General features: G+C 70.2%; 17 protein-coding genes. 7 read left to right on the plus strand and 10 right to left on the minus strand.

Annotation, left to right across the window (positions count from 1 at the left end):
- The 4 genes from ACWC1K_RS46660 to ACWC1K_RS46675 form a co-directional block, all read right to left on the minus strand.
- Positions 1-2,698, minus strand: a 2,698-nt coding sequence (locus ACWC1K_RS46660; RefSeq protein ID WP_450839855.1) for a tetratricopeptide repeat protein, incomplete at its 3' end; no start/stop codon positions are given.
- A gap of 17 nt (positions 2,699-2,715) precedes the next feature.
- Entirely contained in the window at positions 2,716-3,153 is a 438-nt protein-coding gene (locus tag ACWC1K_RS46665; protein WP_450839856.1) for a hypothetical protein, read from the minus strand.
- A gap of 685 nt (positions 3,154-3,838) precedes the next feature.
- Complete coding sequence (ppdK, locus tag ACWC1K_RS46670) at positions 3,839-6,559, minus strand: pyruvate, phosphate dikinase (protein ID WP_450839858.1); 2,721 nt, start codon at positions 6,557-6,559, stop codon at positions 3,839-3,841.
- Positions 6,560-6,976: 417 nt separating this feature from the next.
- Positions 6,977-8,173: an ROK family protein gene (locus ACWC1K_RS46675; protein WP_450839860.1), complete on the minus strand. Its 1,197-nt coding sequence runs from the start codon at positions 8,171-8,173 to the stop codon at positions 6,977-6,979.
- Positions 8,174-8,293: 120 nt separating this feature from the next.
- On the opposite strand from ACWC1K_RS46675, the gene ACWC1K_RS46680 reads away from it, so the two are divergent.
- From ACWC1K_RS46680 to ACWC1K_RS46690, 3 genes are all read left to right on the plus strand, one after another.
- Positions 8,294-9,805, plus strand: a complete 1,512-nt coding sequence (locus ACWC1K_RS46680) for an MGH1-like glycoside hydrolase domain-containing protein (RefSeq protein ID WP_450839862.1) — start codon at positions 8,294-8,296, stop codon at positions 9,803-9,805.
- On the plus strand, positions 9,802-11,739 hold the full coding sequence (locus ACWC1K_RS46685) for an amylo-alpha-1,6-glucosidase (protein WP_450839864.1): 1,938 nt from the start codon (positions 9,802-9,804) through the stop codon (positions 11,737-11,739). The genes ACWC1K_RS46680 and ACWC1K_RS46685 overlap by 4 nt, the downstream gene beginning before the upstream one ends.
- A 355-nt stretch (positions 11,740-12,094) precedes the next feature.
- Entirely contained in the window at positions 12,095-13,846 is a 1,752-nt protein-coding gene (locus ACWC1K_RS46690; protein WP_450839866.1) for a CDP-alcohol phosphatidyltransferase, read from the plus strand.
- A gap of 15 nt (positions 13,847-13,861) precedes the next feature.
- On the opposite strand, the gene dusB is transcribed toward ACWC1K_RS46690, so the two are convergent.
- Complete coding sequence (gene dusB, locus ACWC1K_RS46695; protein WP_450839868.1) at positions 13,862-15,004, minus strand: tRNA dihydrouridine synthase DusB; 1,143 nt, start codon at positions 15,002-15,004, stop codon at positions 13,862-13,864.
- 98 nt (positions 15,005-15,102) lie between these two features.
- Between dusB and ACWC1K_RS46700 the strand changes: the two genes are divergently transcribed.
- Positions 15,103-16,548, plus strand: a complete 1,446-nt coding sequence (locus tag ACWC1K_RS46700; RefSeq protein WP_450839870.1) for an MFS transporter — start codon at positions 15,103-15,105, stop codon at positions 16,546-16,548.
- Between the two features lie 128 nt (positions 16,549-16,676).
- Here the strand turns inward: ACWC1K_RS46700 and ACWC1K_RS46705 are convergent, their stop codons facing one another.
- Positions 16,677-17,585, minus strand: coding sequence for a helix-turn-helix transcriptional regulator (locus ACWC1K_RS46705; protein WP_450839872.1), 909 nt, complete (start codon positions 17,583-17,585; stop codon positions 16,677-16,679).
- Between the two features lie 101 nt (positions 17,586-17,686).
- On the opposite strand from ACWC1K_RS46705, the gene ACWC1K_RS46710 reads away from it, so the two are divergent.
- The gene (locus tag ACWC1K_RS46710) at positions 17,687-19,114 is read left to right on the plus strand and encodes an MFS transporter (protein WP_450839874.1); all 1,428 of its coding nucleotides are present in this window, start codon (positions 17,687-17,689) and stop codon (positions 19,112-19,114) included.
- Between the two features lie 28 nt (positions 19,115-19,142).
- Here the strand turns inward: ACWC1K_RS46710 and ACWC1K_RS46715 are convergent, their stop codons facing one another.
- The 3 genes from ACWC1K_RS46715 to ACWC1K_RS46725 are packed head-to-tail and all read right to left on the minus strand — an operon-like array spanning position 19,143 to position 22,310.
- Complete coding sequence (locus tag ACWC1K_RS46715) at positions 19,143-19,511, minus strand: CD225/dispanin family protein (protein WP_450839876.1); 369 nt, start codon at positions 19,509-19,511, stop codon at positions 19,143-19,145.
- 31 nt (positions 19,512-19,542) lie between these two features.
- Complete coding sequence (locus ACWC1K_RS46720) at positions 19,543-19,983, minus strand: hypothetical protein (RefSeq protein ID WP_450839877.1); 441 nt, start codon at positions 19,981-19,983, stop codon at positions 19,543-19,545.
- The gene (locus ACWC1K_RS46725; protein ID WP_450839879.1) at positions 19,983-22,310 is read right to left on the minus strand and encodes a CHAT domain-containing WD40 repeat protein; all 2,328 of its coding nucleotides are present in this window, start codon (positions 22,308-22,310) and stop codon (positions 19,983-19,985) included. The genes ACWC1K_RS46720 and ACWC1K_RS46725 overlap by 1 nt, the downstream gene beginning before the upstream one ends.
- Before the next feature lie 202 nt (positions 22,311-22,512).
- On the opposite strand from ACWC1K_RS46725, the gene ACWC1K_RS46730 reads away from it, so the two are divergent.
- Together ACWC1K_RS46730 and ACWC1K_RS46735 are read left to right on the plus strand one after the other, a co-directional pair.
- Entirely contained in the window at positions 22,513-22,728 is a 216-nt protein-coding gene (locus ACWC1K_RS46730) for a hypothetical protein (RefSeq protein ID WP_450839881.1), read from the plus strand.
- 85 nt (positions 22,729-22,813) lie between these two features.
- Positions 22,814-23,947: a serine hydrolase domain-containing protein gene (locus tag ACWC1K_RS46735; RefSeq protein WP_450839882.1), complete on the plus strand. Its 1,134-nt coding sequence runs from the start codon at positions 22,814-22,816 to the stop codon at positions 23,945-23,947.
- Positions 23,948-24,073: 126 nt separating this feature from the next.
- On the opposite strand, the gene ACWC1K_RS46740 is transcribed toward ACWC1K_RS46735, so the two are convergent.
- Positions 24,074-24,676, minus strand: coding sequence for a TetR family transcriptional regulator (locus ACWC1K_RS46740; protein WP_450839883.1), 603 nt, complete (start codon positions 24,674-24,676; stop codon positions 24,074-24,076).
- Positions 24,677-24,691: the final 15 nt, after the last annotated feature.

The raw sequence follows: 24,691 nt of genomic DNA on the forward strand, positions 1-24,691 counted from the left end.
CGACTTGGTGGGCGTCGCGCGCTTCGGTGTGGCGCTTAAGTTCTCCGAGTGCGGTGCCGAGGTTGTTCCAGGCGACGGCTTGGCCGTCGATGTCGTCGTTCTGCTGATAGAGGTCGAGGGCGACTTGGTGGGCGTCGCGCGCTTCGGTGTGGCGCTTAAGTTCTCCGAGTGCGGTGCCGAGGTTGTTCCAGGCGACGGCTTGGCCGTCGATGTCGCCGGTCTGCTGATAGAGGTCGAGGGCGACTTGGTGGGCGTCGCGCGCTTCGGTGTGGCGCTTAAGTTCTCCGAGTGCGGTGCCGAGCTTGTTCCAGGCGACGGCTTGGCCGTCGATGTCGCCGGTCTGCTGATAGAGGTCGAGGGCGACTTGGTAGGCGTCGCGCGCGTCGGTGTGGCGCTTAAGTTCTCCGAGTGCGGTGCCGAGCTTGTTCCAGGCGCCGGCTTGGCCGTCGATGTCGTCGTTCTGCTGGTAGAGGTCGAGGGCGACTTGGTAGGCGTCGCGCGCTTCGGTGTGGCGCTTAAGTTCTCCGAGTGCGGTGCCGAGGTTGTTCCAGGCGCCGGCTTGGCCGTCGATGTCGTCGTTCTGCTGGTAGAGGTCGAGGGCGACTTGGTAGGCGTCGCGCGCTTCGGTGTGGCGCTTAAGTGCTCTGAGTGAGCCGCCGAGGTTGTTCCAGGCGCCGGCTTGGCCGTGGGTGTGGCCGGTCTGCTGGTAGAGGTCGAGGGCGACTTGGTAGGCGTCGAGTGCCTCGGTGTGGCGCTTAAGTGCTGTGAGCGAGCCGCCGAGGTTGTTCCAGGCGACGGCTTGGCGGTGGGTGTCGCCGGCCTGCTGGAAGAGGTCGAGGGCGGCTTGGTGGGCGTCGAGCGCTTCGGTGTGGCGCTTAAGTGCTCTGAGTGAGCCGCCGAGGTTGTTCCAGGCGCTGGCTTGGCCGTCGATGTCGCCGGTCTGCTGGAAGAGGTCGAGGGCGGCTTGGTGGGCGTCGAGTGCCTCGGTGTGGCGCTTGAGTTCTCCGAGTGCAGTGCCGAGGTTGTTCCAGGCGCCGGCTTGGCCGTCGATGTCGCCGGTCTGCTGGAAGAGGTCGAGGGCGGCTTGGTAGGCGTCGAGTGCCTCGGTGTATCGCTTAAGTTCTGCGAGTGCGCCGCCGAGGTTGCTCCAGGCGCCAGGTAGGTTCCCCACGTCACCGAGTGCCTGACAGGCTTCGAGTGCCTGGGTGCGGACGGTCAAAAGATCCTGGATTCGCCGTCGCCACTGCAGGTAGCGGCCGAGGGAAAACCCTAGTTCCACGGCCGTCTTGGTGCGGGCGTATGTATGCATGGTGGCGAGGAGATTTTCGCGTTCGGCATCGAACCACGCCAGCGCCTGCTCGCGTCCGACGAACAACGTCGACGCGGCCTCGCCTCGTGGCCGGAAATGGATGTCGGCTGCTTGCGCATGGCGGACGTAGTAGTCGGTGAGCCGGACGCGAGCCTGTTCGTAGCGTCGACGTGGAACCCGGTCGCGGCCCATAGTGATGCGGGCCTGTTCTTGCGCGTGGACGCGTAGGAGGTCGTGCATGGACCAGCGGTCGCGCGCCTGGCTGCTCTGGGTGAGCAGGCGTGCTCGGACAAGCTGCCTCAGCATCTGGGTGACCTTGTCGGCGGACTGGCCGATCAGGGCTGCCGCGGCAGGGGTGGAGATGTCCGGGCCCGGGTGGAGGCCCAGGAGACGGTAGAAATCGGCCTCCTGATGTGAAAGGCGCGTGAGGCATTCGTCGAAGACAGCGCGTAGGTTGCGTTCGCCGTCATCAAGGCCACCGAGACGGGTGCCGGCGTCGGTGAGCATCCGTACCCGCTCGGACAGCGGCTGGTCGGGATCGTCAGCCAGGAGCGCGGCAGCAATCTGCAGCGCCAGGGGCAAATAGCCGCAGAGCGCCGCGAGTTCCTCCGCGGCCGAGGGCTCGTCCTCCACACGTCGATCGTCGGGATCGGCGACCTTGAGCCGCTGGTGCAGGAGGTCGACGGCAGCATCGGGCTGGAGAGGATTGAGATTGAACAGGCGGGCGCCGAGCCCAGGCAGGGCGTGCCGGGAGGTCACCAGCACTGCGTGATGACGGGCCGGCAGCAGCGGCCGGACCTGGTTCGAGGCTGAGGCGTTGTCCAGGAGAATCAGTACCCGTTGCCCCTCAACAGCCAACGCTTCGAGTTGGGAGCGATAGAGCCCCTCCCGCTCGTCCAGCGTCGGTGGGATGTGCTCCGCCGCAACACCAAGGGCTCGCAGCAGCGCCTCCAGGGCGTCCTCCGGCGGGACCGGAGTCGGGTCGTACCCGCGCAGGTTCACCACTTGCACACGCCTGAACCAGCCCTGGTCGAGCGCGGCACGCCCCACGGCATGCGTGAGGGTGGTCTTGCCCACGCCCGGCAATCCCGCGATCGCCCCGACCGCCGCATCCGCGCCGCCTTCGGGGTCAAGCAGGGAGAGGATCTTGGTGATCTCATCGCCGCGGCCTGTGAACTCCTGCGGCAGGCCAGGCAGAGCATTCAGAGCGGTCGGTACCGCCGCATACGCCTGCACGTTGATCTTCGTGGTTTGCGTCCCGCTGCCGAGCACCTGACTGCGCTCGAATGACGCCCCCGCGAAACTGCCTCCAGCCCTCTGCCCCTGTCCGGGACGCGTGTCCTTCCTGCCGCCGTTCTTGCGCTTGCCGGACGTCTTTTTCGCCCCCATGCCCGCCGCCCGCGCCTCTATCGATTGATCGTGTTGTTCTGTGTGCCGCTGCCGAGCACCTGGCTGTCGGTGAACGTCGCCTGGCTGAAGTCGTTGTGCGTGCTCTGTACCGGGGCATGGGCCTGCGCCTGCTGGACCAGAGCCTGCAACTCAGCCGCCACCTGCTGACGCTCCTCGTCCGTGAGCTGCTCAAGAAGCATCTCCAGACGGGTCTGCCAGCGGGTCACCAGAACGGTCTGAACGCGTTCCGACTCCGCGCCCTCACCGGCCGACTCCAGCTCGGCCCGAGTCTGATCGAGGCGTTCGAGCTCGGCCTGCTCCCGCCCTGCCTCACCACGGCCGAGAATTCGCGCGACACCGCTGCGGATCCCGGCCCACGCATCCGTCCCTGCCGCCTTAACGATCGCCCCGCCACCGGCCGCCGCCACCGCAATCAGACCCTCGACCAACACCACAACACCCCCACGTATCAACGGACAAGAAGCCCAGCGTAGGACGAGACCCCCCACTCAAACAGCCGAAACGTCAACCCCGCACCAAGTGCCGCGATGCCTGCGACCGGGAAGTACTAGCGGCGCGATCTGGACGATGCCCTGTCCCGGGGCCTGCTGCGGTATGTAAGCGGCCGTGGTCTCAATCATGGTCTCAAACCGCCGGTGGTCCGGACGCGTCCGTCAGCGTCCGCAGAGCTTCGGATAGGGCTGTGAACTGGTCTGACGCCCCGCTCCTGGATGTGTGCAACAGGGCAGCTCCTCCCCTGCCCTGAAGTAGGGAGCTCGGGGTCCCGGACATTCACGCCTCGGGGAAGCGCCTGCGCTACTCGGCAGTTGATACAAACGCAAAAGCCCCGCCCTGGGGCAAGGACGGGGCGCCTGTCGTAGCAGCGCGTGACAGACCCCGGCCGTGCCCGGAGGGCACAACGAGGGCACAACGCCCTCGCGCAGGCTCAACTGCAACCAACGCCAGAAAACGCTATTTTGCCTGGTCAGCGACTTGGCTTGACAGTCTCGGCAGATCATGCCCGAAGGGGCGGCACCTCCGCACAAGGTGCCGCCCCTCTTTGGTGATCCGGAGCCGCCGCCCATCGGTGTTGAGGGTCGGGGACGGGCGGCGGCTCCGGGGTTCTTGTGGCCGCGGGGCCTACCGGTGGTCGCTGCCCGCCGACTGGGTGGCGGCGCGTCCCGCCTCCAGGCGGGCCACCGGGATACGGAACGGCGAGCAGGAGACGTAGTCGAGACCCACCTCGTGGAAGAAGTGGACCGACTCCGGGTCACCGCCGTGCTCGCCGCAGACGCCGAGCTTCAGGTCGGGACGGGTCTCGCGGCCCGCCTTCACCGCGGCGGCGACCAGCGAGCCCACGCCGTCCTTGTCGATCGTCTCGAAGGGCGACACCCCGAAGATGCCCTTCTCCAGGTAGGCCGTGAAGAACGAGGCCTCCACGTCGTCCCGGGAGAAGCCCCACACCGTCTGGGTGAGGTCGTTGGTGCCGAAGGAGAAGAACTCCGCCGCCTCCGCGATCTGGCCGGCCGTGAGGGCCGCGCGCGGGAGCTCGATCATGGTGCCGATGGCCAGCTTGAGCTGCGTGCCCGTCGCCGCCTCGACCTCCGCGATGACCTGGTCGGCCTCCTCGCGGACGATCTCCAGCTCCTGGACCGTGCCGACGAGCGGGATCATGATCTCGGCACGCGGGTCACCCTTGGCGTTCTTCCGCTCGGCCGCGGCCTCGGCGATCGCCCGTACCTGCATGGTGAACAGACCGGGGATGACCAGGCCGAGGCGTACGCCGCGCAGGCCCAGCATCGGGTTCTGCTCGTGCAGGCGGTGGACCGCCTGCAGCAGCCGCAGCTCGTTCTCGTGCGGGTCCTTGCGGGACTCGGCGAGGGCCACGCGGACCGACAGCTCGGTGATGTCCGGCAGGAACTCGTGCAGCGGCGGGTCCAGGAGGCGGACCGTGACGGGCAGGCCGTCCATCGCCGAGAACAGCTCGACGAAGTCCTGCTTCTGCAGCGGCAGCAGCTCCTTCAGGGACTCCTCACGCTCGGCGTCGGTGTCCGCCAGGATCAGCTTCTCCACCAGCTCACGGCGGTCACCGAGGAACATGTGCTCCGTACGGCACAGGCCGATGCCCTGGGCGCCGAAGCGACGGGCGCGGTTCGCGTCCTCGGCGTTGTCCGCGTTGGCGCGCACCCGCAGGCGGCGCTTGCGGTCGGCGAAGGCCATGATCCGGTGGACGGCCTCGACGAGTTCGTCGGCGTCGTTGGCGCCGGCGTGCATCCGGCCCTCGAAGTACTCGACGACCGGGGAGGGCACCACCGGGACCTCGCCCAGGTAGACCTTGCCGCTGGAGCCGTCGATGGAGATGAGGTCGCCCTCCTCCACCACATGCCCGCCGGGCACGGTCATCCGGCGCCGCTTGGTGTCGACCTCCAGCTCCTCGGCACCGCAGACACAGGTCTTGCCCATGCCGCGCGCGACGACGGCCGCGTGGGAGGTCTTGCCGCCGCGCGAGGTCAGGATGCCCTCGGCCGCGATCATGCCGTCGAGGTCGTCGGGGTTGGTCTCCCGGCGGACCAGGATGACCTTCTCGCCGGAGCGCGACCACTTCACCGCGGTGTACGAGTCGAAGACGGCCTTGCCGACCGCCGCACCCGGAGAGGCCGCGATGCCCCGGCCGACCTGCTCGACCTTCGCCTCCTCGTCGAACTTCGGGAACATCAGCTGAGCGAGCTGGGCGCCGTTGACGCGCTGCAGGGCCTCGGTCTCGTCGATCAGTCCCTGGTCCACGAGCTGTGTGGCGATACGGAAGGCGGCGCCCGCCGTGCGCTTGCCGACGCGGGTCTGGAGCATCCACAGCTGGCCGCGCTCGATGGTGAACTCGATGTCGCAGAGATCCTTGTAGTGGTTCTCCAGGGTCTCCATGATCTGCATCAGCTGGTCGTACGACTTCTTGTCGATCTGCTCCAGCTCCGCGAGCGGGACGGTGTTGCGGATGCCCGCCACCACGTCCTCGCCCTGCGCGTTCTGCAGGTAGTCGCCGTAGACGCCCTGGTGGCCGGAGGCGGGGTCACGGGTGAAGGCGACGCCGGTGCCGGAGTCCGGGCCGAGGTTGCCGAAGACCATCGAACAGACGTTGACGGCGGTGCCGAGGTCGTGCGGGATGCGCTCCTGGCGGCGGTACAGCTTGGCGCGGTCGCCGTTCCAGGAGTCGAAGACCGCCTTGATGGCGAGGTCCATCTGCTCGCGCGGGTCCTGCGGGAAGTCCCGGCCGGCCTCGGTCTTGACGATCTTCTTGAACTTGGTGACCAGCTTCTTGAGGTCGGCGGCCTCCAGCTCGGTGTCGACGGTGACCTTCTTGGCCGCCTTCGCCGCCTCCAGCGCGTCCTCGAAGAGGTCGCCCTCGACGCCGAGGACCGTCTTGCCGAACATCTGGATGAGGCGCCGGTAGGAGTCCCAGGCGAACCGCTCGTCGCCGGCCTGCTCGGCGAGACCCTTCACGGACTGGTCGGAGAGCCCGATGTTGAGGACCGTGTCCATCATTCCGGGCATCGAGAACTTCGCGCCGGAACGGACCGAGACGAGCAGGGGGTTGTCGGCCTGGCCCAGCTTCTTGCCCATGCGCGCCTCGAGGGCGTCGAGGTGCGCACTCACCTCGTCACGCAGTGCCGCGGGCTCCTCGCCACTGTCGAGGTAGACCTTGCAGGCTTCGGTCGTGATGGTGAAGCCAGGAGGAACGGGGAGTCCCAGGTTGGTCATCTCGGCGAGGTTCGCGCCCTTGCCACCGAGGAGGTCCTTGAGGTCCTTGTTTCCCTCGGTGAAGTCGTAAACGAACTTCGCTACGTGGGGTTCTTTGTTTTCCGACACGGTCTCGACTCCCTCGAGGACGCGGTGGCTGCCCTGACGGCGAGGAACATACCCAGATCAAAGGCGTCTGGGTACGTCTACTCGTGTGTCATGTGCCCGTAACCAGTCGTCCGCCAGCGGATCGAAAGTCAAAGCTTGGCAAGCCTCGACGGGCAGATGTTTTCACTTCTTGAACGCAAGACCGCCCATGAGCACGGAGTTCCGCTCAGATGAGCGGACATCCTGCACGTCTGATTTCGATCGATGAACGATCAAGGGGTGGCACCGAGTGCCACCCCTTGGAGAAGTGCAGTCGCCCAAGATCCGCTCATCTGAGCGCAACCCTTATCAAGGGTGGCAAGAATCACGCTGCCACAGAGCACCGGATTTCACCATGCGGACGCCTTCTGGGACAGAAACGGGACGGAGACCCCGACGTCACACGCCCATCGCCAGCAGCCGTTGCTCCACCCGCTCCGGCGCGTACAGGTGCTCCACGACCAGCGCACCGGCCCCGACCAGCCCCGCCCGCTCCCCGAGCCGCGAGGTGACGACGTCCAGGTGCGCCGTGGAGCGGGGCAGCGCCCGCTGGTACAGCAGCTCCCGTACGCCGGTGAGGAATGCGGTTCCGGCCAAATCCCCGGCGATCATCAGGACCCCGGGGTTGAGCAGCGTGACGACGGTCGCCAGTACGTCCCCGACCCGCCGTCCCGCCTCCCGCGCGAGCCCGACCGCCTCCGGGTGCCCGGCCGCCAGCAGATCGCGCACATCCGAGCCGGACGCGGCCGGGACTCCCGCCTCCGCCAGCTTCCGCGCCACGGCGCCGCCACTCGCGACGGCGGCCAGACAGCCGTACGACCCGCACCGGCACAGCGCTTCCGCGCCCACCCGGATGTGCCCGATGTCGCCTGCGCCGCCGTCGATGCCGCGGTAGATCGAGCCGTCGACCACGACCCCCGCGCCAATACCGGTCGACACCTTGACCAGCACGAACGCCGAGCAGTCGGGGTATCCCGTGCGCTGTTCGCCGTACGCCATGAGGTTCGCGTCGTTGTCCACCAGCACCGGCACGGGACCTGCGCCCGTGTGCTCGGTGAGGGATCTGGCGAGGCGGCCTCTTATGTCGTAGCCGTCCCAGCCCGGCATCATCGGCGGCTGCACCACCCGCCCGCTCTCGCTGTCGACGGGCCCCGGCACCGCGAGTCCGATGCCGCAGACCGACTGCGCCCGCTGCCCGGCCTTCTCCAGCGACTCGGCGAACCAGCGGCCGAGTTCACCGAGTACGGCGTCCGGGCCGTCCTCGACGACGAGCGTGCCGGAGTGCTCGGCGAGGATCTCGCCGGTCAGGGTGAGGACGGCGGCGCGGGCGTGGCGGGTGTCGAGGTCGGCGGCGAGGACCACGGCGTGCTCGTCGTCGAACTCCAGGGTGATGGAGGGGCGGCCGCCGAGCGGGGAGTCGACGGGGCCGCCGGCGCCCTCGCGCAGCCAGCCCGCACGGAAGAGCCGGTCGAGGCGCTGGCCGACGGTCGCGCGGGACAGTCCGGTGGCCTGCTGGAGCGCGCCGCGTGTGGTCGCACGCCCGCTTCGCACCAGTTCGAGCAGATCTCCGGCGCTGGCCTGGCTCCGTCCGGTCATGCGCACCCCCTTGTGTTTCTCAAGCCTGCATTACATCCTGGGTTTTGCGTGTTAAATAGACGTAACTCTACGGTAGCCACGACCGAACCGGTCGACCGCATGTCTTTCGGGGAGCCCCGAGTGGATCGCACTGCCCAACTCACCAGCCGTGCCGCACAGCACCCCATTGCATACGATCCGCCCCCGGAGCCGGGTTCGCTGCACGTCAGGGCCGCCCGGGTGCTGGCCGACAACTGGACGGGAGCGTCCACGGTCCCCTCACGCAGCCTGTATCCCCACCAGTGGTCCTGGGACTCGGCCTTCATCGCGATCGGCCTCAGACACCTGTCGCCGTTACGGGCCCAGACGGAGCTGGAGACGCTGCTGGCCGCCCAGTGGGAGGACGGGCGCATCCCGCACATCGTCTTCAACCCCTCCGTACCGCTCGACGCGTACTTCCCGAGCCCCGACTTCTGGCGCTCCTCGACCGCGGGGCGCGCTGCGGGCGCCCCGCGCACCGTACAGACCTCCGGCATCGTGCAGCCACCGGTGCACGCGCTGGCGGTCTGGCTGGTGCACTGCGCCGACCCGGGGCTGTCCCGTGCGCGCGGCTTCCTCACCCGGATGTATCCCCGGCTGGCCGCCTGGCACCGCTATCTGCTGCACCGGCGGGACCTGGGCGGCGGCCTGGCGTCCGTCGTGCACCCCTGGGAACAGGGCATGGACAACAGCCCCTGCTGGGACGCCCCGCTGGCCCGCGTCACCCCCGCCCCGGCACGCTCCTTCCGCCGCGCCGACCTCGACCACGGGGCCGCCGAGGACCGACCGACGGATCTGGACTACGGGCGGTACGTACGGCTGGCGACGGACTACCGGGACCGCGGTTACGCCGACCGGGGCGCGGAGTTCGCCGTCGAGGACCCGTCCTTCAACGCCCTGCTCATCGCCTCCGAGCACGCCCTGGCCCGGATCGCGCACGAGCTGGGCGCGCCGGGCACGGCCCGCCACGCGCGCGCGGAGCGGCTGACGGGCGCGCTGCTCGAGAGGCTCTGGGACCCCGCGGAGGGCATGTTCTTCTGCCGGGACGTGCGCGGCGGGCGGCTGATCCGGGAGCGAAGCGTCTCGGGCCTCGTCCCGCTTCTCCTGCCCACGCTCCCGCGCGAGACGGCCGCCGCCCTGGTCCGCACGGCCTGCGGCCCGCACTTCGGCCTCGGCGGCGCGACCCGCCTGGCCCCCTCCTACGACCTCCTCGGCGAGGCCTTCGATCCGCACCGCTACTGGCGGGGCCCGGCCTGGTTCAACACGAGCTGGCTGCTGGAACGGGGGCTGCGCACGCACGGCGAGCAGTCGCGGGCCGACGCGCTGCGGGAGGCCGTCCTGGACATCGCCGGCAGCTCCGGGTTCGCCGAGTACGTGGACCCGTTCACCGGCGAGGCGTGCGGCGCGAGGGGGTTCGGCTGGACCGCCGCGCTCGCGCTGGATCTGCTCCATGAGCGCCCCGGACACGGCGTGTCCGGCACGGGCATCGGCACGTTCGACACAAGTGACGTCGGCCGAGGCGACGTCGACAGCGGCGGCTTCGGCAGAAGCGGCCGCGACGGAAGTGACTTCGCCAGGAGCGACGAGGAAGTCAGGGGAGGCGACCGGGCATGACCGACCGGCATCATCTGCTCGTGCACGGCGGGACGTTCGCCGCCGTCGGCGACGGCGGGGACATCAGCGGCGTACGGGGGTCGGGCTCCCCGGACGGGTTGTTCGTGCGCGATGCCCGGCATCTGAGCCGCTGGCAGCTGACGGTGGACGGCGCGGTGCCGGAGTCGCTCACACCGGTCGCGGACGGCGACACCGCGCGCTGTGTCCTGGTCCCGCGCGGCGGCCGCCAGGAGCCGCCCGCGTACACGATCTTCCGCGAACAGGCCGTCGGCGACAGCGCGTTCGTGGAGTCCCTGCGGGTGACCAGCAACCGCCCGGTGCCGACGACGATCCGCCTCGCGGTCACCGCGGACGCCGACTTCACCGACCAGTTCGAGCTGCGCTCGGACCACCGCACGTACACCAAGATCGGCGCCATCCGCTCCCGCCAGGTCCTGGACGACGGCGTGGAGTTCGGCTACCAGCGCGGTGAATGGCGTTCCCGTACGACGGTGACGGCCGAGCCCGCCCCGGACGGCGTCGAGGAGACGGGCACGGGCGCCCGGCGCCTGGTGTGGACGCTGGAACTTGAGCCGCACGGCACGGCGGAACTGGCGCTGCGGGTGGCCGCCCGTCCGCACGGAGCGGCGCAGGACCCCCGCATCCCCGACTCGCCCGCCGCCGCCAACGCCCAACTCCTCGCGCTGGAGGGCGAGTTCGCTGAGGGCGTGCCCTTCCCGACCGGCTGGCCCGAGCTGGCGGCGGCCTGTGCACGGGGTCTCGCGGACCTGGCCTCGCTCCAGGTCACCGCGACCGGCCCGGACGGCGAGGAGCTGCGCGTACCGGCCGCGGGCGCCCCCTGGTTCCTCACCCTCCTGGGCCGCGACGCCCTGCTGACCTCCCTCTTCGCCCTCCCCTACCGCCCGCAGCTCGCCGCCGCCACGCTGCCCGCGCTCGCCGCCACCCAGGCGACCGAGACCAGCGCCGACTCGGTGTCCCAGCCCGGCAAGATCGTGCACGAGGTACGGCACGGCGAGCTGGCGCACTTCGGACAGGTGCCGTTCGGGCGTTACTACGGCTCCGTGGACGCCACGCCGCTGTTCCTCGTACTGCTGGGTGCGTACGTCGAGCAGACCGGGGACCTGGCACTCGCGCGCCGGCTGGAGCCCCACGCCCGTGCGGCGATCGGCTGGATGCTGGATCACGGCGGGCTCACCTCGCGCGGCTATCTGGTCTACCGCGCCGACCAGGGCGGCCTCGCCAACCAGAACTGGAAGGACTCCCCCGGCGCGATCTGCTCCGCCGACGGGACGCGCGCCACCGGCGCCGTGATGGCCGCGGGCGCCCAGGGGTACGCCTACGACGCGCTGCGCCGCACGGCGTGGGTGGCGCGCACGGTCTGGGACGACGAGACGTATGCGGCGCTGCTGGAGCAGGCGGCCGGTGATCTGCGGGACCGTTTCCAGCGGGACTTCTGGATGCCGGACCGGTCCTTCCCGGCGCTGGCCCTGGACGGCGAGGGCAACCAGGTGGACGCGCTCGCCTCGGACGCCGGGCATCTGCTGTGGTCGGGGCTGCTGGACAAGGAGTACGGCGAGCTGGTGGGCCGGCGGCTGCTGGAGCCGGACTTCTTCTCGGGGTGGGGTGTGCGGACGCTGGCCGCGGGCCAGGCGGCGTATCACCCGCTGTCGTACCACCGGGGTTCGGTGTGGCCGCACGACAACGCGCTGATCGCGTTGGGGCTGGCGCGGTACGGGCTGCACGACGAGGCCCGTACGGTGGCCCACGCCCTGGTCGACGCGGCGACGGCCGCGGGGCATCGGCTGCCGGAGGTCATTGCGGGGTACGGGCGGGACACCCACGCCGAGCCGGTTCCATATCCGCATGCCTGCGTGCGGGAGTCTCGGTCTGCGGCGGCTCCATTGGCGCTGCTCACTGCCGTGGGGGGTGCGTAGGAGTTCGATCGGGGGCGGTCGTGTGGCGGGTGCGGGTTCGTTGTGGCTTGTCGCGCCCACGCGGCGGAGCCGCACATCGACACCGCCCCGCGCCCCTAAAGGCGTGCAGTTGACCGCGCTCCTGAAAGACCGGCAGTTGACCGCGCCCCTCAAAAGCAGATCCGCGCACGCCTCAAAGGACGTGACCGCGGCGTTGACCGGGCGTTTGCCCGGTGTTTGCCGATGTCCCGTGAACAGGCCCGTGTGGCACTGCGTACGGAAGGGCGGCGGGCCAAGCGGGTCCTGAAGTGGGCCCCGTAGCCTCCCCAGCGTGGCCCGCCGCCTTTCCACGGGTCTCGCACGGAAGGACCTTCGGGTGCCTGTCTTCACGCGCGTTCGTCAGCAGCCGGATACGGCCGGCACCATCACGGAGGACACGGCACCCGAGGTCGGTCTGCGCGCCCGCCTCGCCGGGTGGCGCGACCGGCACCCCACGGCCGTCCGCAACACCCGGTGGACGGTCACCGTCCTCGCCGCCCTCCTTGTCCTCGGTGCGCTGCTGCTGCCGAACCGTCTGACCACGCTGGAGGCCGGCCGGTGGGTCACGCGGATACCCGTGGAGGCCATCATCGGGGCGGCCGTCGCGCTGGCGTTGCCGCGGCGGCCCAGGCTGGTGGTGGCGGCGCTGTCGGGGGCGGCGCTCGGGGCGATGGTGGTCCTGAACCTGCTGGACATGGGGTTCACGGAGTACCTGGGGCGGCCCTTCAACGTCGTACTGGACTGGGAGCTGCTGCCCGACGCGCAGTCGTACCTCGCGGACTCGATGGGCAAGGCGGTGGAGGTCGGGGCGACCGTCGGGGTCTTCGTGCTCGTCTTCGTGGTCCTCGGCGTGATGGCGCTGGCGATGGTGCGGCTCAGCAACCTGCTCGCGCTGCACAAACAGATCGCGACCCGGGGGACCTTGGCCGCCGCCGTCGTCTGGGTCACCTGCTCCGCCCTGGGGCTGCAGATCGCCGGGGTTCCGCTGGCGTCCGACCGTACGGCCGGGGCAGTGGCCGTCCAGGCGGTCCGGGTGCGGGACACGCTGCGGGACGAGGCGGAGTTCCAGAAGGTCGCCAAGGTCGACGAGTTCGGCAACACACCGCCCGGCCAGCTGGTGCCGGATCTGCGGGGCAAGGACATGATCTTCACCTTCATCGAGAGCTACGGCCGCAGCGCGATCGAGGACCCGGTCGAGGCGCCCGGCGTCGACAAGACGCTCGACGCACGCACCGAGGCGCTGGCGAAGGCGGGCTTCCACGCCAAGAGCGGCTGGCTGACGTCGGCGACCTACGGCGGCAGCAGCTGGCTTGGTCACTCCACCACCATGTCGGGCCTGTGGATCAGCAACCAGCAGCGCTACCGCACGCTCATGGCGAGCGACCACATGAGCCTCACCGACGCGTTCAGGAAGACGGGCGACTGGGACACGGTCGGCATCATGCCGGGGGTGCAGAAGAGCTGGCCGGAGTCGAAGTTCTACGGCCTCGACTCCTATCGCAACGCCTTCCAGATGGGCTACAAGGGCCCGAAGTTCAGCTGGTCGACGATGCCGGACCAGTACGCACTCCAGCAGTTCCAGAACCTGGAGCACGGCAAGAAGCGCAGCAAGCCGCTGATGTCGCTGGTCATCCTGACCTCCAGCCACCAGCCCTGGGCCCCGATCCCCAAGATGGTCCCCTGGAACGACCTGGGCGACGGCTCGGTCTTCAAGGCCATCCAGAAGGCCGGCACCAAGCCGTCCGACATCATCGCCAGCTCACCCAGGTCCCAGGCGGAGTACGGCAAGTCGGTCCAGTACTCGGTGACCGCCCTCACCCAGTGGCTGGAGCGCTACGGCAACGACAACACCGTCCTGGTCTTCCTCGGCGACCACCAGCCCATCGCCCGCGTCAGCGGCAACCACGCCAGCCGCGACGTGCCGATCTCGATCGTCGCCAAGGACCCCAAGGTCCTCGACAAGATCGACAGCTGGGGCTGGTCGGACGGCCTGCGTCCGGCGCACAACGCCCCGGTCTGGAAGATGAGTGCCTTCCGCGACAGGTTCCTCACGGCGTACGGCTCGACCCCGCACCCGAAGAAGGACTGAGGGCCCCGCGGCGGCTCAGCCGCCGGAGGTGTCCAGCTCCGCGTCCTCGCCGATCCCCGCGCAGTCGTACGGGTCCTTCAGCCAGCCGTCCGGCAGCACCACCCGGTTGTTGCCGGACGTGCGGCCGCGGGGGCCGTCGGCGCCGGTGGGCCAGGGCTGGTCGAGGTCCAGCTCGTCGAGTCCGGCGCGGAGTTCGGCGAGGGAGGACGTGATCGCGAGCCGCTTGCGCATCTCGCTGCCGACCGCGAAGCCCTTCAGATACCAGGCGACGTGCTTGCGGAAGTCGACGACGCCCTTGGACTCGTCGCCGATCCACTCGCCGAGGAGGGTGGCGTGGCGGACCATGATGTCGGCGACCTCGCGCAGGGCGGGGCGCGCGATGGCCTCCGTACGCCCCTCGAAGGCCGCCACCAGGTCCGCGAACAGCCACGGCCGGCCCAGGCAGCCGCGGCCCACGACCACGCCGTCGCAGCCCGTCTCCCGCACCATCCGCAGCGCGTCCTCGGCCGACCAGATGTCGCCGTTGCCGAGGACGGGGATCTCCGGCACATGCTCCTTGAGGCGGGCGATGGCGTCCCAGTCCGCCGTGCCGCCGTAGTGCTGGGCGGCGGTGCGGCCGTGCAGGGCGATGGCGGTCACCCCCTCCTCCACGGCGATCCGGCCGGCGTCGAGGAAGGTGATGTGGTCGTCGTCGATGCCCTTGCGCATCTTCATGGTGACCGGCAGGTCGCCCGCGCCGGAGACCGCCTCGCGCAGGATGGCGCGCAGCAGGTTGCGCTTGTAGGGCAGGGCCGAGCCGCCGCCCTTGCGCGTCACCTTGGGGACCGGGCAGCCGAAGTTCAGGTCGATGTGGTCGGCGAGGTCCTCCTCCGCGATCATGCGGACGGCCTTGCCCACGGTGGCCGGGTCGACGCCGTACAGCTGGATCGAGCGCGGCTTCTCCGTCGCGTCGAACTGGATCAGCTGCATGGTCTTCTCGTTGCGCTCGACCAGCGCCCGGGTCGTGATCATCTCGCTCACGAACAGGCCCTTGCCGCCACTGAACTCTCTGCACAGGGTGCGGAAGGGTGCGTTGGTGATCCCGGCCATCGGGGCCAGGACGACGGGCGGCTCGACGGTGTGCGGGCCGATCTGCAGCGGGGACACGGGCGTGGGCATTGGCCCATTGTCGCGCATCGACAGTGATCATGTAGCAGCCATTAGTTAGCTGCACTATTAGTTAGACACACTATCGATGTGAGCGTAAAGTGACACGCATGCCCGAGCTCAGCCACCGCCGACGCTTCCTGGTGCTCGCGATCTGCTGCATGAGCCTGCTGATCGTGAGCCTCGACGTCACCGCTCTGAACGTCGCTCTGCCGTCGATGCAGCGGGAGCTGCACGCGAGCACCGCCGGACTGCAGTGGACCATCGACGCATACACGCTGGTCCTGGCCTCGCTGTTGATGCTCTCCGGCTCCACGGCCGACCGCATCGGCCGCAAGCGGGTCTTCATGGCGGGCCTGATCGTCTTCACCGCGGGCTCGCTGCTGTGCTCCCTCGCCCCGAACCTCGACTCGCTCATCGCCTTCCGCATGATCCAGGCGGTGGGCGGTTCCATGCTCAACCCCGTCGCCATGTCGATCATCACCAACACCTTCACGGAACCGGCCGAACGCGCCCGTGCGATCGGTGTCTGGGGAGGCGTGGTCGGCATCTCGATGGCCGCGGGTCCGCTGGCCGGCGGGCTGCTGGTGGAGTCGGTCGGCTGGCGCTCGATCTTCTGGGTCAACCTGCCGGTGGGCCTCGCGGCCCTGCTGCTGACGCTGCGCTACGTTCCCGAGTCCCGCGCGCCCAAGGCCCGCCGCCCCGACCCGGTCGGCCAGTTCCTGGTGATCGCCCTGTTCGGCTCCCTGACGTACGCGATCATCGAGGCCCCGAACTCGGGCGCGGACTACGTGCTTCCCTTCGTCGCGGCCGCGCTGGCCGCACTGGCGGGGCTGCTGTGGTACGAGCCCCGTCGCGAGGAACCGCTGATCGACCTGCGGTTCTTCCGGTCAGTGCCGTTCAGCGGGGCGACGGTGATCGCGATCAGCGCGTTCGCCGCGCTCGGCGGGTTCCTGTTCCTGTCGACGCTGTATCTGCAGAACGTGCGCGGGTACGACGCCCTGCACGCGGGGCTGTGGATGCTGCCGATGGCGGTGCCGACGTTCCTGTGCGCGCCGTTGTCCGGGCGGCTGGTGGGGAGCAGGGGGCCGCGGCTGTCGCTCCTCGTCGCCGGGGCGGCGATCACGGCGAGCGGGGTGCTGTTCGCCGGGTTCGAGGCCGAGACGTCGAACGTGACGCTGTTCGTCGGTTACCTGCTGTTCGGTATCGGGTTCGGGTTCGTGAACGCGCCGATCACCAATACCGCGGTTTCCGGGATGCCTCGCGCCCAGGCGGGGGTTGCCGCCGCCGTCGCGTCCACCAGCCGGCAGCTCGGGCAGACGCTCGGGGTCGCTGTGGTGGGGGCGGTGCTGGCCTCCGGGGTCGGCTCGTCGTCGTACAAGGACGTGTTCGTCTCGGCCTCCGTGCCGGGGTGGTGGATTCTCACGGGGTGTGGGGCTGCGGTGCTTGGGCTTGGGGCGCTGAGCAGTGGGCGGTGGGCTCGGCGCAGTGCTGAGCGGACAGCTGCGGAGCTTTCGTCCGCGGAGGTGCGCCAAACGACGGGGGTCAGTGCGTAGTTCGGCGGGTGCGGGTCGGTGGGGGCTGGTCGCTCCCCCACTCTCGGCTTCGCTCGAGCGGGGCCCCCATCGCGGCGGAGCCGCACATCGACACAGCCCCGCGCCCCTGAAAGCAAAAGCCGCTGCCCTTAGGCAGGCTGAGAAGCGTCCCTCTTGAGGGCCATCTCGTGCAGCCTCTCCAGCCGTGCCCTCGACTCCTCGTCCGCCGGGACGTACGTGACCATCCGGGAGCCCAGTTCCGGGCCGAGCCACAGTTCGGACTGGTCCACGACCACTCGGCCCACCAGGCGGTTGAGGAACTCCTTGCGTCTGCTGTGGGCGGCGACCACCTCGTGGCGCTCCCAGGCCTCGCAGAACTCCGGGTACTCGCGCAGGCGCTTGAGGAGCATCTTCCAGGCGGGCTCGGTGAGATGGCCGGCCATGGTGGCGCGGAGGCGGGCGGCCATCAGGCGGCGGGTGTCCTCCAGGTGCACGATCGAGTCGCGCCAGTCGTCGTTCGTGTAGGACAGCAGGATGCAGTTGCGGTCCTCGGGCGGTACCGCCTCCAGGTCGCACAGCAGCAGGCCGAGGGTGCGGTTGTGGGCGAGGATGTCGTACCGGCTGTTCTGGATGCTGGCGGGGTACGGCTCAAGCTGCTCCAGCATGGCTCGCAGCGCGGGAGTCACCGACGGGCACAGCAGGGCCGGGGTCGGGTCCACGGCGCCGGACAGCTGGAAGAGGTGGGCGCGCTCGGTGGCGTCGAGCATCAGGGTGCGGGCGAGGGCGTCGAGGACCTGGACGGAGACCTGGATGTCACGGCCCTGTTCGAGCCAGGTGTACCAGGTGACGCCGACCGCGGAGAGCTGGGCGACCTCCTCGCGGCGCAGACCGGGCGTGCGGCGCCGGCGGCCGCGCGGGAGCCCCACCTCCTCGGGGGTGATGCGCTCGCGCCGACTGCGCAGGAAAGCCGCCAGCTCATGGCGCCGCACCTCGGCGCCCGTGCCGTGCGACGGCGCGGGCGCCGTCTCCTGGATCGTCACTTGAGCCATCGTCGCCATGCCTCCAGCCTGCCGCCCCGCGGACACTGTTTCCAGGTGGTTCTTGTACCAGGATAAGAAGACTCTGGTACCAGCCTGGGAGGGAGCGCACGCTCAAGAGCGTGACCGAAACCATCGCTACCCGCACCATCCGATCGCCGGCCGCACCCCCCTCGCTCGGCGGCCTCGGACTCTTCACCGTGCTGCTGGCAGCGGCACTTCCTCTCATCGACTTCTTCATCGTCAATGTCGCCCTGCCGACCATCGGCAGGGATCTGCACGCGAGCGAGGCCGTCCTCGAACTCGTCGTCGCGGGATACGGGCTCGCGTACGCCGTCCTACTCGTCCTCGGCGGACGGCTGGGCGACCTGTTCGGGCGGCGGCGGCTCTTCCTCGGCGGGGTGGCGGCCTTCGGGCTGACCTCGCTGGCCTGCGGGCTCGCCCCCAACGCCTGGGCCCTGGTCGCGGCGCGGGTCGCGCAGGGCGCGGCGTCGGCCGCGATGCTGCCGCAGGTCCTCGCCACCATCCAGGCGGCGACCTCGGGACAGCGGCGGGCGAAGGCCATGGGCCTGTACGGCGCCACGGCCGGGCTGTCCATGGTGGCCGGGCAGATCCTCGGAGGGATCCTGGTCGCCGCGGACATAGCCGGAACCGGCTGGCGCTCGGTGTTCCTGGTGAACGTGCCCGTGGTGATCGCCGGGCTGGTCCTCGCGGCCCGTGCCGTCCCGGAGACCCGCTCCCAGCACCCGGAGCCGGTCGACGGCCCCGGCACCGTCCTGCTCACCGCCTCCCTCCTCGCGCTGCTGGCCCCGCTCACCGAGGGCCGTTCGGCGGGCTGGCCGCTGTGGACGTGGCTGTCGCTGACGGCGTTCCCGTTCCTCGCGGCGGCGTTCTACGCGGTGGAGCGCCGGGCGGACCGACGGGGCCGTACGCCGCTGGTCCCGCCCAGCCTGTTCGCTCTCACCTCGCTCCGCCGCGGACTGGTGATGATCGTGCCGTTCGGTATCGGCTTCAGCGGCTTCATGTTCGTCGTCGCGGTGGCCTTGCAGCGGGGCGCGGGACTCGGTCCGGTCCCGGCGGGGCTGGCGCTCGCGCCGATGGCCGTCGTCTTCTTCTTCGTCTCGCTCGCCGGGCCGCGGCTGGTCGCCCGGTACGGCACCCGGGTGGTGACCGCCGGCGCGCTGCTCCAGGGGGCGGGCGTCGGTCTGATGGCGCTGGCCGCCTGGCGGGCCTGGCCGGACCTCGGCTTCGTCGAACTGCTCCCCGGAGCGGCCCTCGCGGGCGCCGGTCAGGCGCTCCAACTGCCCATCATCTTCCGGATCGTGCTGTCCGAGGTGGAGCCCGCGCGGGCCGGTGTCGGCAGCGGAGTGATGATGACGACCCAGCAGTCGTCCCTGGCCCTCGGGGTGGCGGCCCTCGGCACCCTCTTCCTCTCCCTGGTCCCGGGCCTGGGCATGCGGGACGCCCTGGTCACCACGCTCCTGACCCAGTTGGGCTGTGTGGCCCTGACCGGCCTGCTCAGCCTGCGCCTGCCCCGCACCATCGGCTGACGGGCCGGGACGGCACCGGGCCGTGCTCCTAGGCGTTTCCCCCGATGAGGCCCAGCATGATCACCGCGAAGATCACCGTGCTCACGATGCACCAGAGCCTGGCCGTTTTGGCGGCGCTCAGGGCGCCCTGGAAGTCCCCGGTGGACGCCTTCGACCTGGCCTTGGAGGCATAGACGAGCGCAGGGATCCCGGTGGGCCAGAAGCCCAGGAGCGACAGTACGGCCCAGACCATAGGGTTCGGGACCTGCGCTGCGGCCCGGTAACCAGGTACGGCGATATAGGGCTGCTGCTGGTAGGGCTGGTGCGGCTGTTGCCGCGGCGGCGGTGTGTACGCGGGGCCGCTTCCGCCGACGAGCGGGCTGTCCCAGTCGCCGGAGCTCTGCGAAGGAGTGTTCATTGGTGGTGCCCCTCTCTCTCGGAGGTCGGGCTCAGCGGCCCTCTGCACGCGTCCAGGCGCCCTGCGGTCCGTCCCAGACCCAGCGGCCTGGCCCGGTCCCCGGATCGAGGGCGATCGCCTGCTTGAAGGCCTCTTCGGGCAGGTCGGCGGTGAAGACGAACTGGGAGCCGGTGACGGCCGATTCGAAGACGATGCACTGGGGGGAAGGCGTCTGCGCCACGCCGTTGCCGAGCAGACGGCGCACGCAGACGCGCAAGGCGTCGAAGGCCTCGGTGCCCAGCTTCTCGAAGACGGCCTTCAGGAACGAGTGCAGCGCGGGGGTGGCCAGCATCACGAGGGCGTAGTTCTCCACACCCCGCCGGGTCGCCAGCGACCTGCAGACGGCGTCGACACCGACCCGGCGCAGCTCCGTCTGCAGGTCCAGCGCCGGGTCGGACGGCAGCGCCGCCGGCCAGAAGATCTCGGCCTCCATCAGTGGTCCCCCCTCGCCGTGCCGGGCAGCTGCCACTGCTCGACCACGCCGTCCTGATCGCCTGTCACAAGTCCACGCCCCTCGCCGAGGAAGCCGACGCCCAGCAGGTGGCCGCCGGACCGGAGCGCGGGCGCCGGATGTCCGCGGACGGCGTCCCGGACGACGAGGCCTCCCGGTTCCGCCACGACCGCGATCAGTGCGGCGTCAGGCGACAGCGCGACCCGCAGGACGCGTCCGCTCTCGTGCACCCGCAGGTGCAGCCGACCGCTCCAGCTCCAGACACGGATCCTGCCGTCCAGACCTCCCGTGACGAGATGGCGCTCCGCGACGGCGAGTTCGGTGACAGGCCGGCTGTGCGGCCACTGGCGGACCAGGTGGCCCTGGACGTCCAGTTGGCGAACAGCGCCGTCGGAGGAGGCGAGCAACAGATGACGGTCGCCGGGCGCGAAGGCCAAGGCACCGACCTCCGGCCGCGACCTGGCCGGTGCGGTGGGATCCACGGGCAGGTCGCGCACGCGGGTGCCGCTGTGGTCGTAGACCTGGAAGCGGCCGCGGCCGGCGGTCGCAAGCCAGCGGCCGTCGGAGCTGAAGGCCAGGGCGAAGGTCTCCCCCGGCTTCCCGGGGATCACTCGGAGAGGTATCTCCCCGCCCACGTCCCACACCACGACGCTGCCGTTCTCGTGCAGGCTCGCCACATGGCGCGGCCAGGGGCTCCAGGCGAGCCGGACCGGCCTGCCTCCCTGCGGGAACGAGCACTCCCCGACGAGTTCGGCGGTATGGGCGCCGATGACCCGGACGGCGCCGTCGGCACAGGCCAGAGCGAGCAGGTCCTGGGGCCCCGCCACGAAGTCGCAGCACGGCCCGAGCGGAGGCAGCACCCGTATGCGGTGCAGACCTTCGGGCGGGCTCGGGACAGTCTGCTCACCGGTCGTGTCGGCCGCCACGAAGGAGGCCCGGCTCATGCTCGGGGGCCTGTCCGGCCTGAGCGGCACGGTGCGCACTGACGGCTCCGGCTGCAGGGACGAGGGCGCGGTGCGCATGCTGAAGAAGGACGTCACCCTGTCCCGGACGGCGCTCTGCCAGTCCTTCGGAGGTGAGGTGGGCGGAGGCGGAACGAAGTGCGGTCGGAGCGGCTGCGTGCCCGCGGCCGTCATGGGCTCGGGGTCGTCCGGGGCTTCCGGTGCGAAGAGGAGGGGTGGAGGGTCAACAGCCTTCGCCGGGGCGGGTCTCTCGGGCACCGCGAACAGCCGCGGCTCGTCCGAGCCCAGGAACAGCACGGGGGTTGCCCATTCCAGGGTTCCCGCGAAGGTCATCTTGACGGTCTCGCGGGCCCGCGTCATCGCCCGGTCCACCGGAAGGCCCTTGGCGATGCCCGTGTAGAAGGACGACGCGAACGCAAGCGCGGCCGGATCGGTGATCTCGTACTGCATGGCCACCACGGCCGGTACGCCCTCGCGGATGATGCGGGCGGCGGTGCTGGTGAACAAGCCGTCGTTGCCGCAGGTGGCGGACTCGCAGGCGTTGAGGACCACGAGGCGCAGCTGCGGGACCTCCCGGACCAGCGTGCCCAAATCGGTGCCTGACACATGCATGGCGGTGCCGTCGTCGGCGGTCAGTTCGAGGTAGCCGGAGTCCGTCTCCTCGTCGAAGCCACCGTGGCCGACGAAGTGCAGGACGTGCGGAGCGCGGTTGCGTACGGCGTCCGCCAGCGCGTGCCAGCTGTCGTCCGGAAGCCACTCGACGGCGACGCCGACGGCCATGCCGCCCAGCGCCCTTGTGATCTGCTCCCGCTCCCGCTCGGCCTCGAGAGACGGCAGGTCGGTGGGGCGGGACAGCACACCGAGCACTCTCAGCGGCGGGTTCAGCGGCAATGGCGGTGCCGCTTCCATGAGTTGGGGTGAGCGCACCAACGGCTCCCGCAGCGCCAGATACGCGTCCGGGGCCGAGGGATCGACCGCGAACTCCCAGGGAATCCTCGACAGGTTGGGGCCCACCGGCGCCAACAGCACTCTCAGCGGCACGTTCTTGGCGCGGGCCTGTTCCCGGCACCTCTCGAACAGGAGGCGTACGTCTCCGCTGAGGACGGCGCCGGTAAGCCGCTCACCGAATTGCCGGGTGGTGCGTTCCACGACCGAGGCCCGGCGGGTGATCACGGGACTGGATGACCGGATCAGCGCCTTCTCGACCTCGGACAGGGCAGTCCGGAGCGTTTCGCTGGAAAATGGTGCCCGGATCTTGGTCGATGCTCCGCCATAGGGTGAGGTGCAGACGATCACCCAGTCGTTCTCCGCTTCGACCAGATCCAGACGGAACTTGAGATCCGCCATGTCCGGCCTTCCCCCCGATCGCCCCGACAAAGCGGGACCTGTCCGCAGAGTACCGGTGCATGGGTACGGAATGCGCCTGGTTTGCACCGGCGGAATGGGTTCCACTTCCTGCGCGGATTTGTGAAGACATCCCAATTCGCCGTGCAGAAGTCCCTGTTGATGTTCGTCTTGCTGCACACTCCTGTGCCGGAGGCGAGACATCATGCTGGAGATCAACACGAGCAAGGTGAGCCGCTGGGACCAGCACGGGCGCGAGCACGTCGTCCGAGTGGAGCGCAAGGGCGCACAGCGCGTGATCAGATGTGACACATGTGGCTGGCGCAAGGGTGCGCAGTTCCTGCCCTGGCTGAAGGCGGAGGAGCACCTCGCCCAGGAGCACCAGGCGACGGTGGATCCCGCGGGGGCGTCGGAGGCGTAGGGCTGCCGGGAGCGGGCGGCCCGATGACTTTCCGCCGTGCCGGGAGTCGTACTCAGGACGACCACCCCGACCGGAAGGCCGACCGATGAGCGCTCTGCACGACACCCTGCAACGGCATGTCGACGACGGGTCCGTGCCCGGCGCCGTCGCCCTGGTGGCGCGCGGCGACGACGTCGAGGTGGTGACCGTCGGCTCGGTGGACACCGAAGGCACGGCCCCGATGGCCCGGGACTCGATCTTCCGTATCGCCTCCCTCACCAAGCCGATCACGGCGGCGGCGGTGCTGATGCTGGTGGAGGACGGGCTGATCGGCCTTGACTCACCGGTGGAGGAGTGGCTGCCGGAACTGGCGAAGCCGTTCGTGGTCCGCACCCCTGACGCCCCCGTGGACGACGTGGTCCCGGCGGCCCGCCCGGTCACCGTCGAGGACCTGCTCAGCTCCCGCACAGGCTGGGGCTTCCCCGCCGACTTCTCGCTCCCCGCGGTGCAGTCCCTGTTCACGGTCCAGAAGGACGGCCGGAACCTCCAGGACTGGCCGGACCACGACACCTGGCTGCGCCTCCTGGCCCAGGTGCCGATGCTGCACCAGCCGGGCGAGGCCTGGCTCTACGGCACCTCGTCCGATCTGCAGGGCATCCTGATCGCCCGGGCGTCGGGCCGCACGCTCCCCGAATTCCTCGCGGAACGGATCTTCGAACCGCTGGGCATGCAGGACACGGCGTTCGAGGTCCCGTCGTCGAAACGGCACCGCTTCACCTCGTCCTACGCCCCGGCGGAGGACGGCACCCTCCACCTGGCGGACACCCCGGACGGCGACTGGAGCCGTCTCCCTCGCTTCCACTCCGGCGGCGGGGGCCTCGTCTCCACGGCCGACGACTGGCTCGCCTTCGCCCGCATGCTGCTGAGCTCCGGCGGAGGCCTCCTCTCCCCGACCTCCGTCAGCCGCATGACCACCAACCACCTCACGGCCGAGCAGCGCGACGCCGTCCCCCTCTTCCTGGAGGGCCAGGGCTGGGGCTACGGCGGCCAGGTCGACGTCACCCCGGCAGACCCCTGGAACGTCCCCGGCCGCTACGGCTGGGTCGGCGGCACCGGCACGACGGCCCATGTCATCCCAGCCACGGGGGCGGTCACGATCCTGCTGACCCAGGCGAGCATGACAAGCCCGACGCCGACGCCGGTGATGCGGGACTTCTGGGCGTGCGTAGCGGGCGACTGAAGGGGCCTCGCTGAAGCTCGCTGCGGTCCGGGAGCGCTCCTGAGGGGCGCGGGGCTGTATTGAATGTGCGGCTTCCGCCGCGTGGGCGCGACCAGCCACGACGGTCCGCAGACAACCGACGACCCATCACTGCGCACCCCGCGGAGCGAGCCCCCGCACCAGCAGATCCACCACCGCCTCGAACTCCCCCTCCACCCCCGGCCGTTCCCACTCCTTGGCATAACCGGGGTCATGGAAGCGGCCGGTGGCCTGGAACAGGGCGCGGGCAGCGGTCGCCGGGTCCGCGACAGCGAAAACCCCCGCTTCGACCCCCGCCCGCACGATCCCGGTCAGCTGGCCGGTCAGCTCGGCGATGTGGTCGCTCACCACCTCTCCGGCCTCACCGGCCAGGACCGAGTACGTGGCGAACAGCTCGGGGTCCCCGCCTGCTTTGCGCCGCTTGGCCGCGAAGAGCGCCGCGAGCCACTCCCGCACCCGGGCCTCCGGGTCCCGCTCCGCGTCCGCGGCGATACCGGCCAGCTCCTGGGTCGCACGGTCCAGCCACCGCTTCGTCACCGCCTCCCGCAGCGCCGCCTTCGTACGGAAGTGGCGGTAGACGCTGCCGTGGCTGACGCCGAGCGCGCGGGCCACGTCGACCACGGTGGCCTTGGCCGGGCCGTGGCGGCGCAGCACCTCCTCGGTCGCTTCGAGGATGCGCTCGGCGGTCAGGGTCTCGGTGGTCGCAGGCATGCCTAGACGGTACCC

This window comes from Streptomyces sp. NPDC001492 (assembly GCF_053597275.1).

Coding starts and splice junctions, on each gene's coding strand:
- ACWC1K_RS46705 (WP_450839872.1), bottom strand. CDS start 17,585: ATGGCGACGATGGCTCAAGTGACGATCCAGGAGACGGCGCCCGCGCCG.
- ACWC1K_RS46740 (WP_450839883.1), bottom strand. CDS start 24,676: ATGCCTGCGACCACCGAGACCCTGACCGCCGAGCGCATCCTCGAAGCG.
- ACWC1K_RS46735 (WP_450839882.1), top strand. CDS start 22,814: ATGAGCGCTCTGCACGACACCCTGCAACGGCATGTCGACGACGGGTCC.
- ACWC1K_RS46715 (WP_450839876.1), bottom strand. CDS start 19,511: ATGAACACTCCTTCGCAGAGCTCCGGCGACTGGGACAGCCCGCTCGTC.
- ACWC1K_RS46725 (WP_450839879.1), bottom strand. CDS start 22,310: ATGGCGGATCTCAAGTTCCGTCTGGATCTGGTCGAAGCGGAGAACGAC.
- ACWC1K_RS46675 (WP_450839860.1), bottom strand. CDS start 8,173: ATGACCGGACGGAGCCAGGCCAGCGCCGGAGATCTGCTCGAACTGGTG.
- ACWC1K_RS46700 (WP_450839870.1), top strand. CDS start 15,103: ATGCCCGAGCTCAGCCACCGCCGACGCTTCCTGGTGCTCGCGATCTGC.
- ACWC1K_RS46730 (WP_450839881.1), top strand. CDS start 22,513: ATGCTGGAGATCAACACGAGCAAGGTGAGCCGCTGGGACCAGCACGGG.
- ACWC1K_RS46685 (WP_450839864.1), top strand. CDS start 9,802: ATGACCGACCGGCATCATCTGCTCGTGCACGGCGGGACGTTCGCCGCC.
- ACWC1K_RS46720 (WP_450839877.1), bottom strand. CDS start 19,983: ATGGAGGCCGAGATCTTCTGGCCGGCGGCGCTGCCGTCCGACCCGGCG.
- dusB (WP_450839868.1), bottom strand. CDS start 15,004: ATGCCCACGCCCGTGTCCCCGCTGCAGATCGGCCCGCACACCGTCGAG.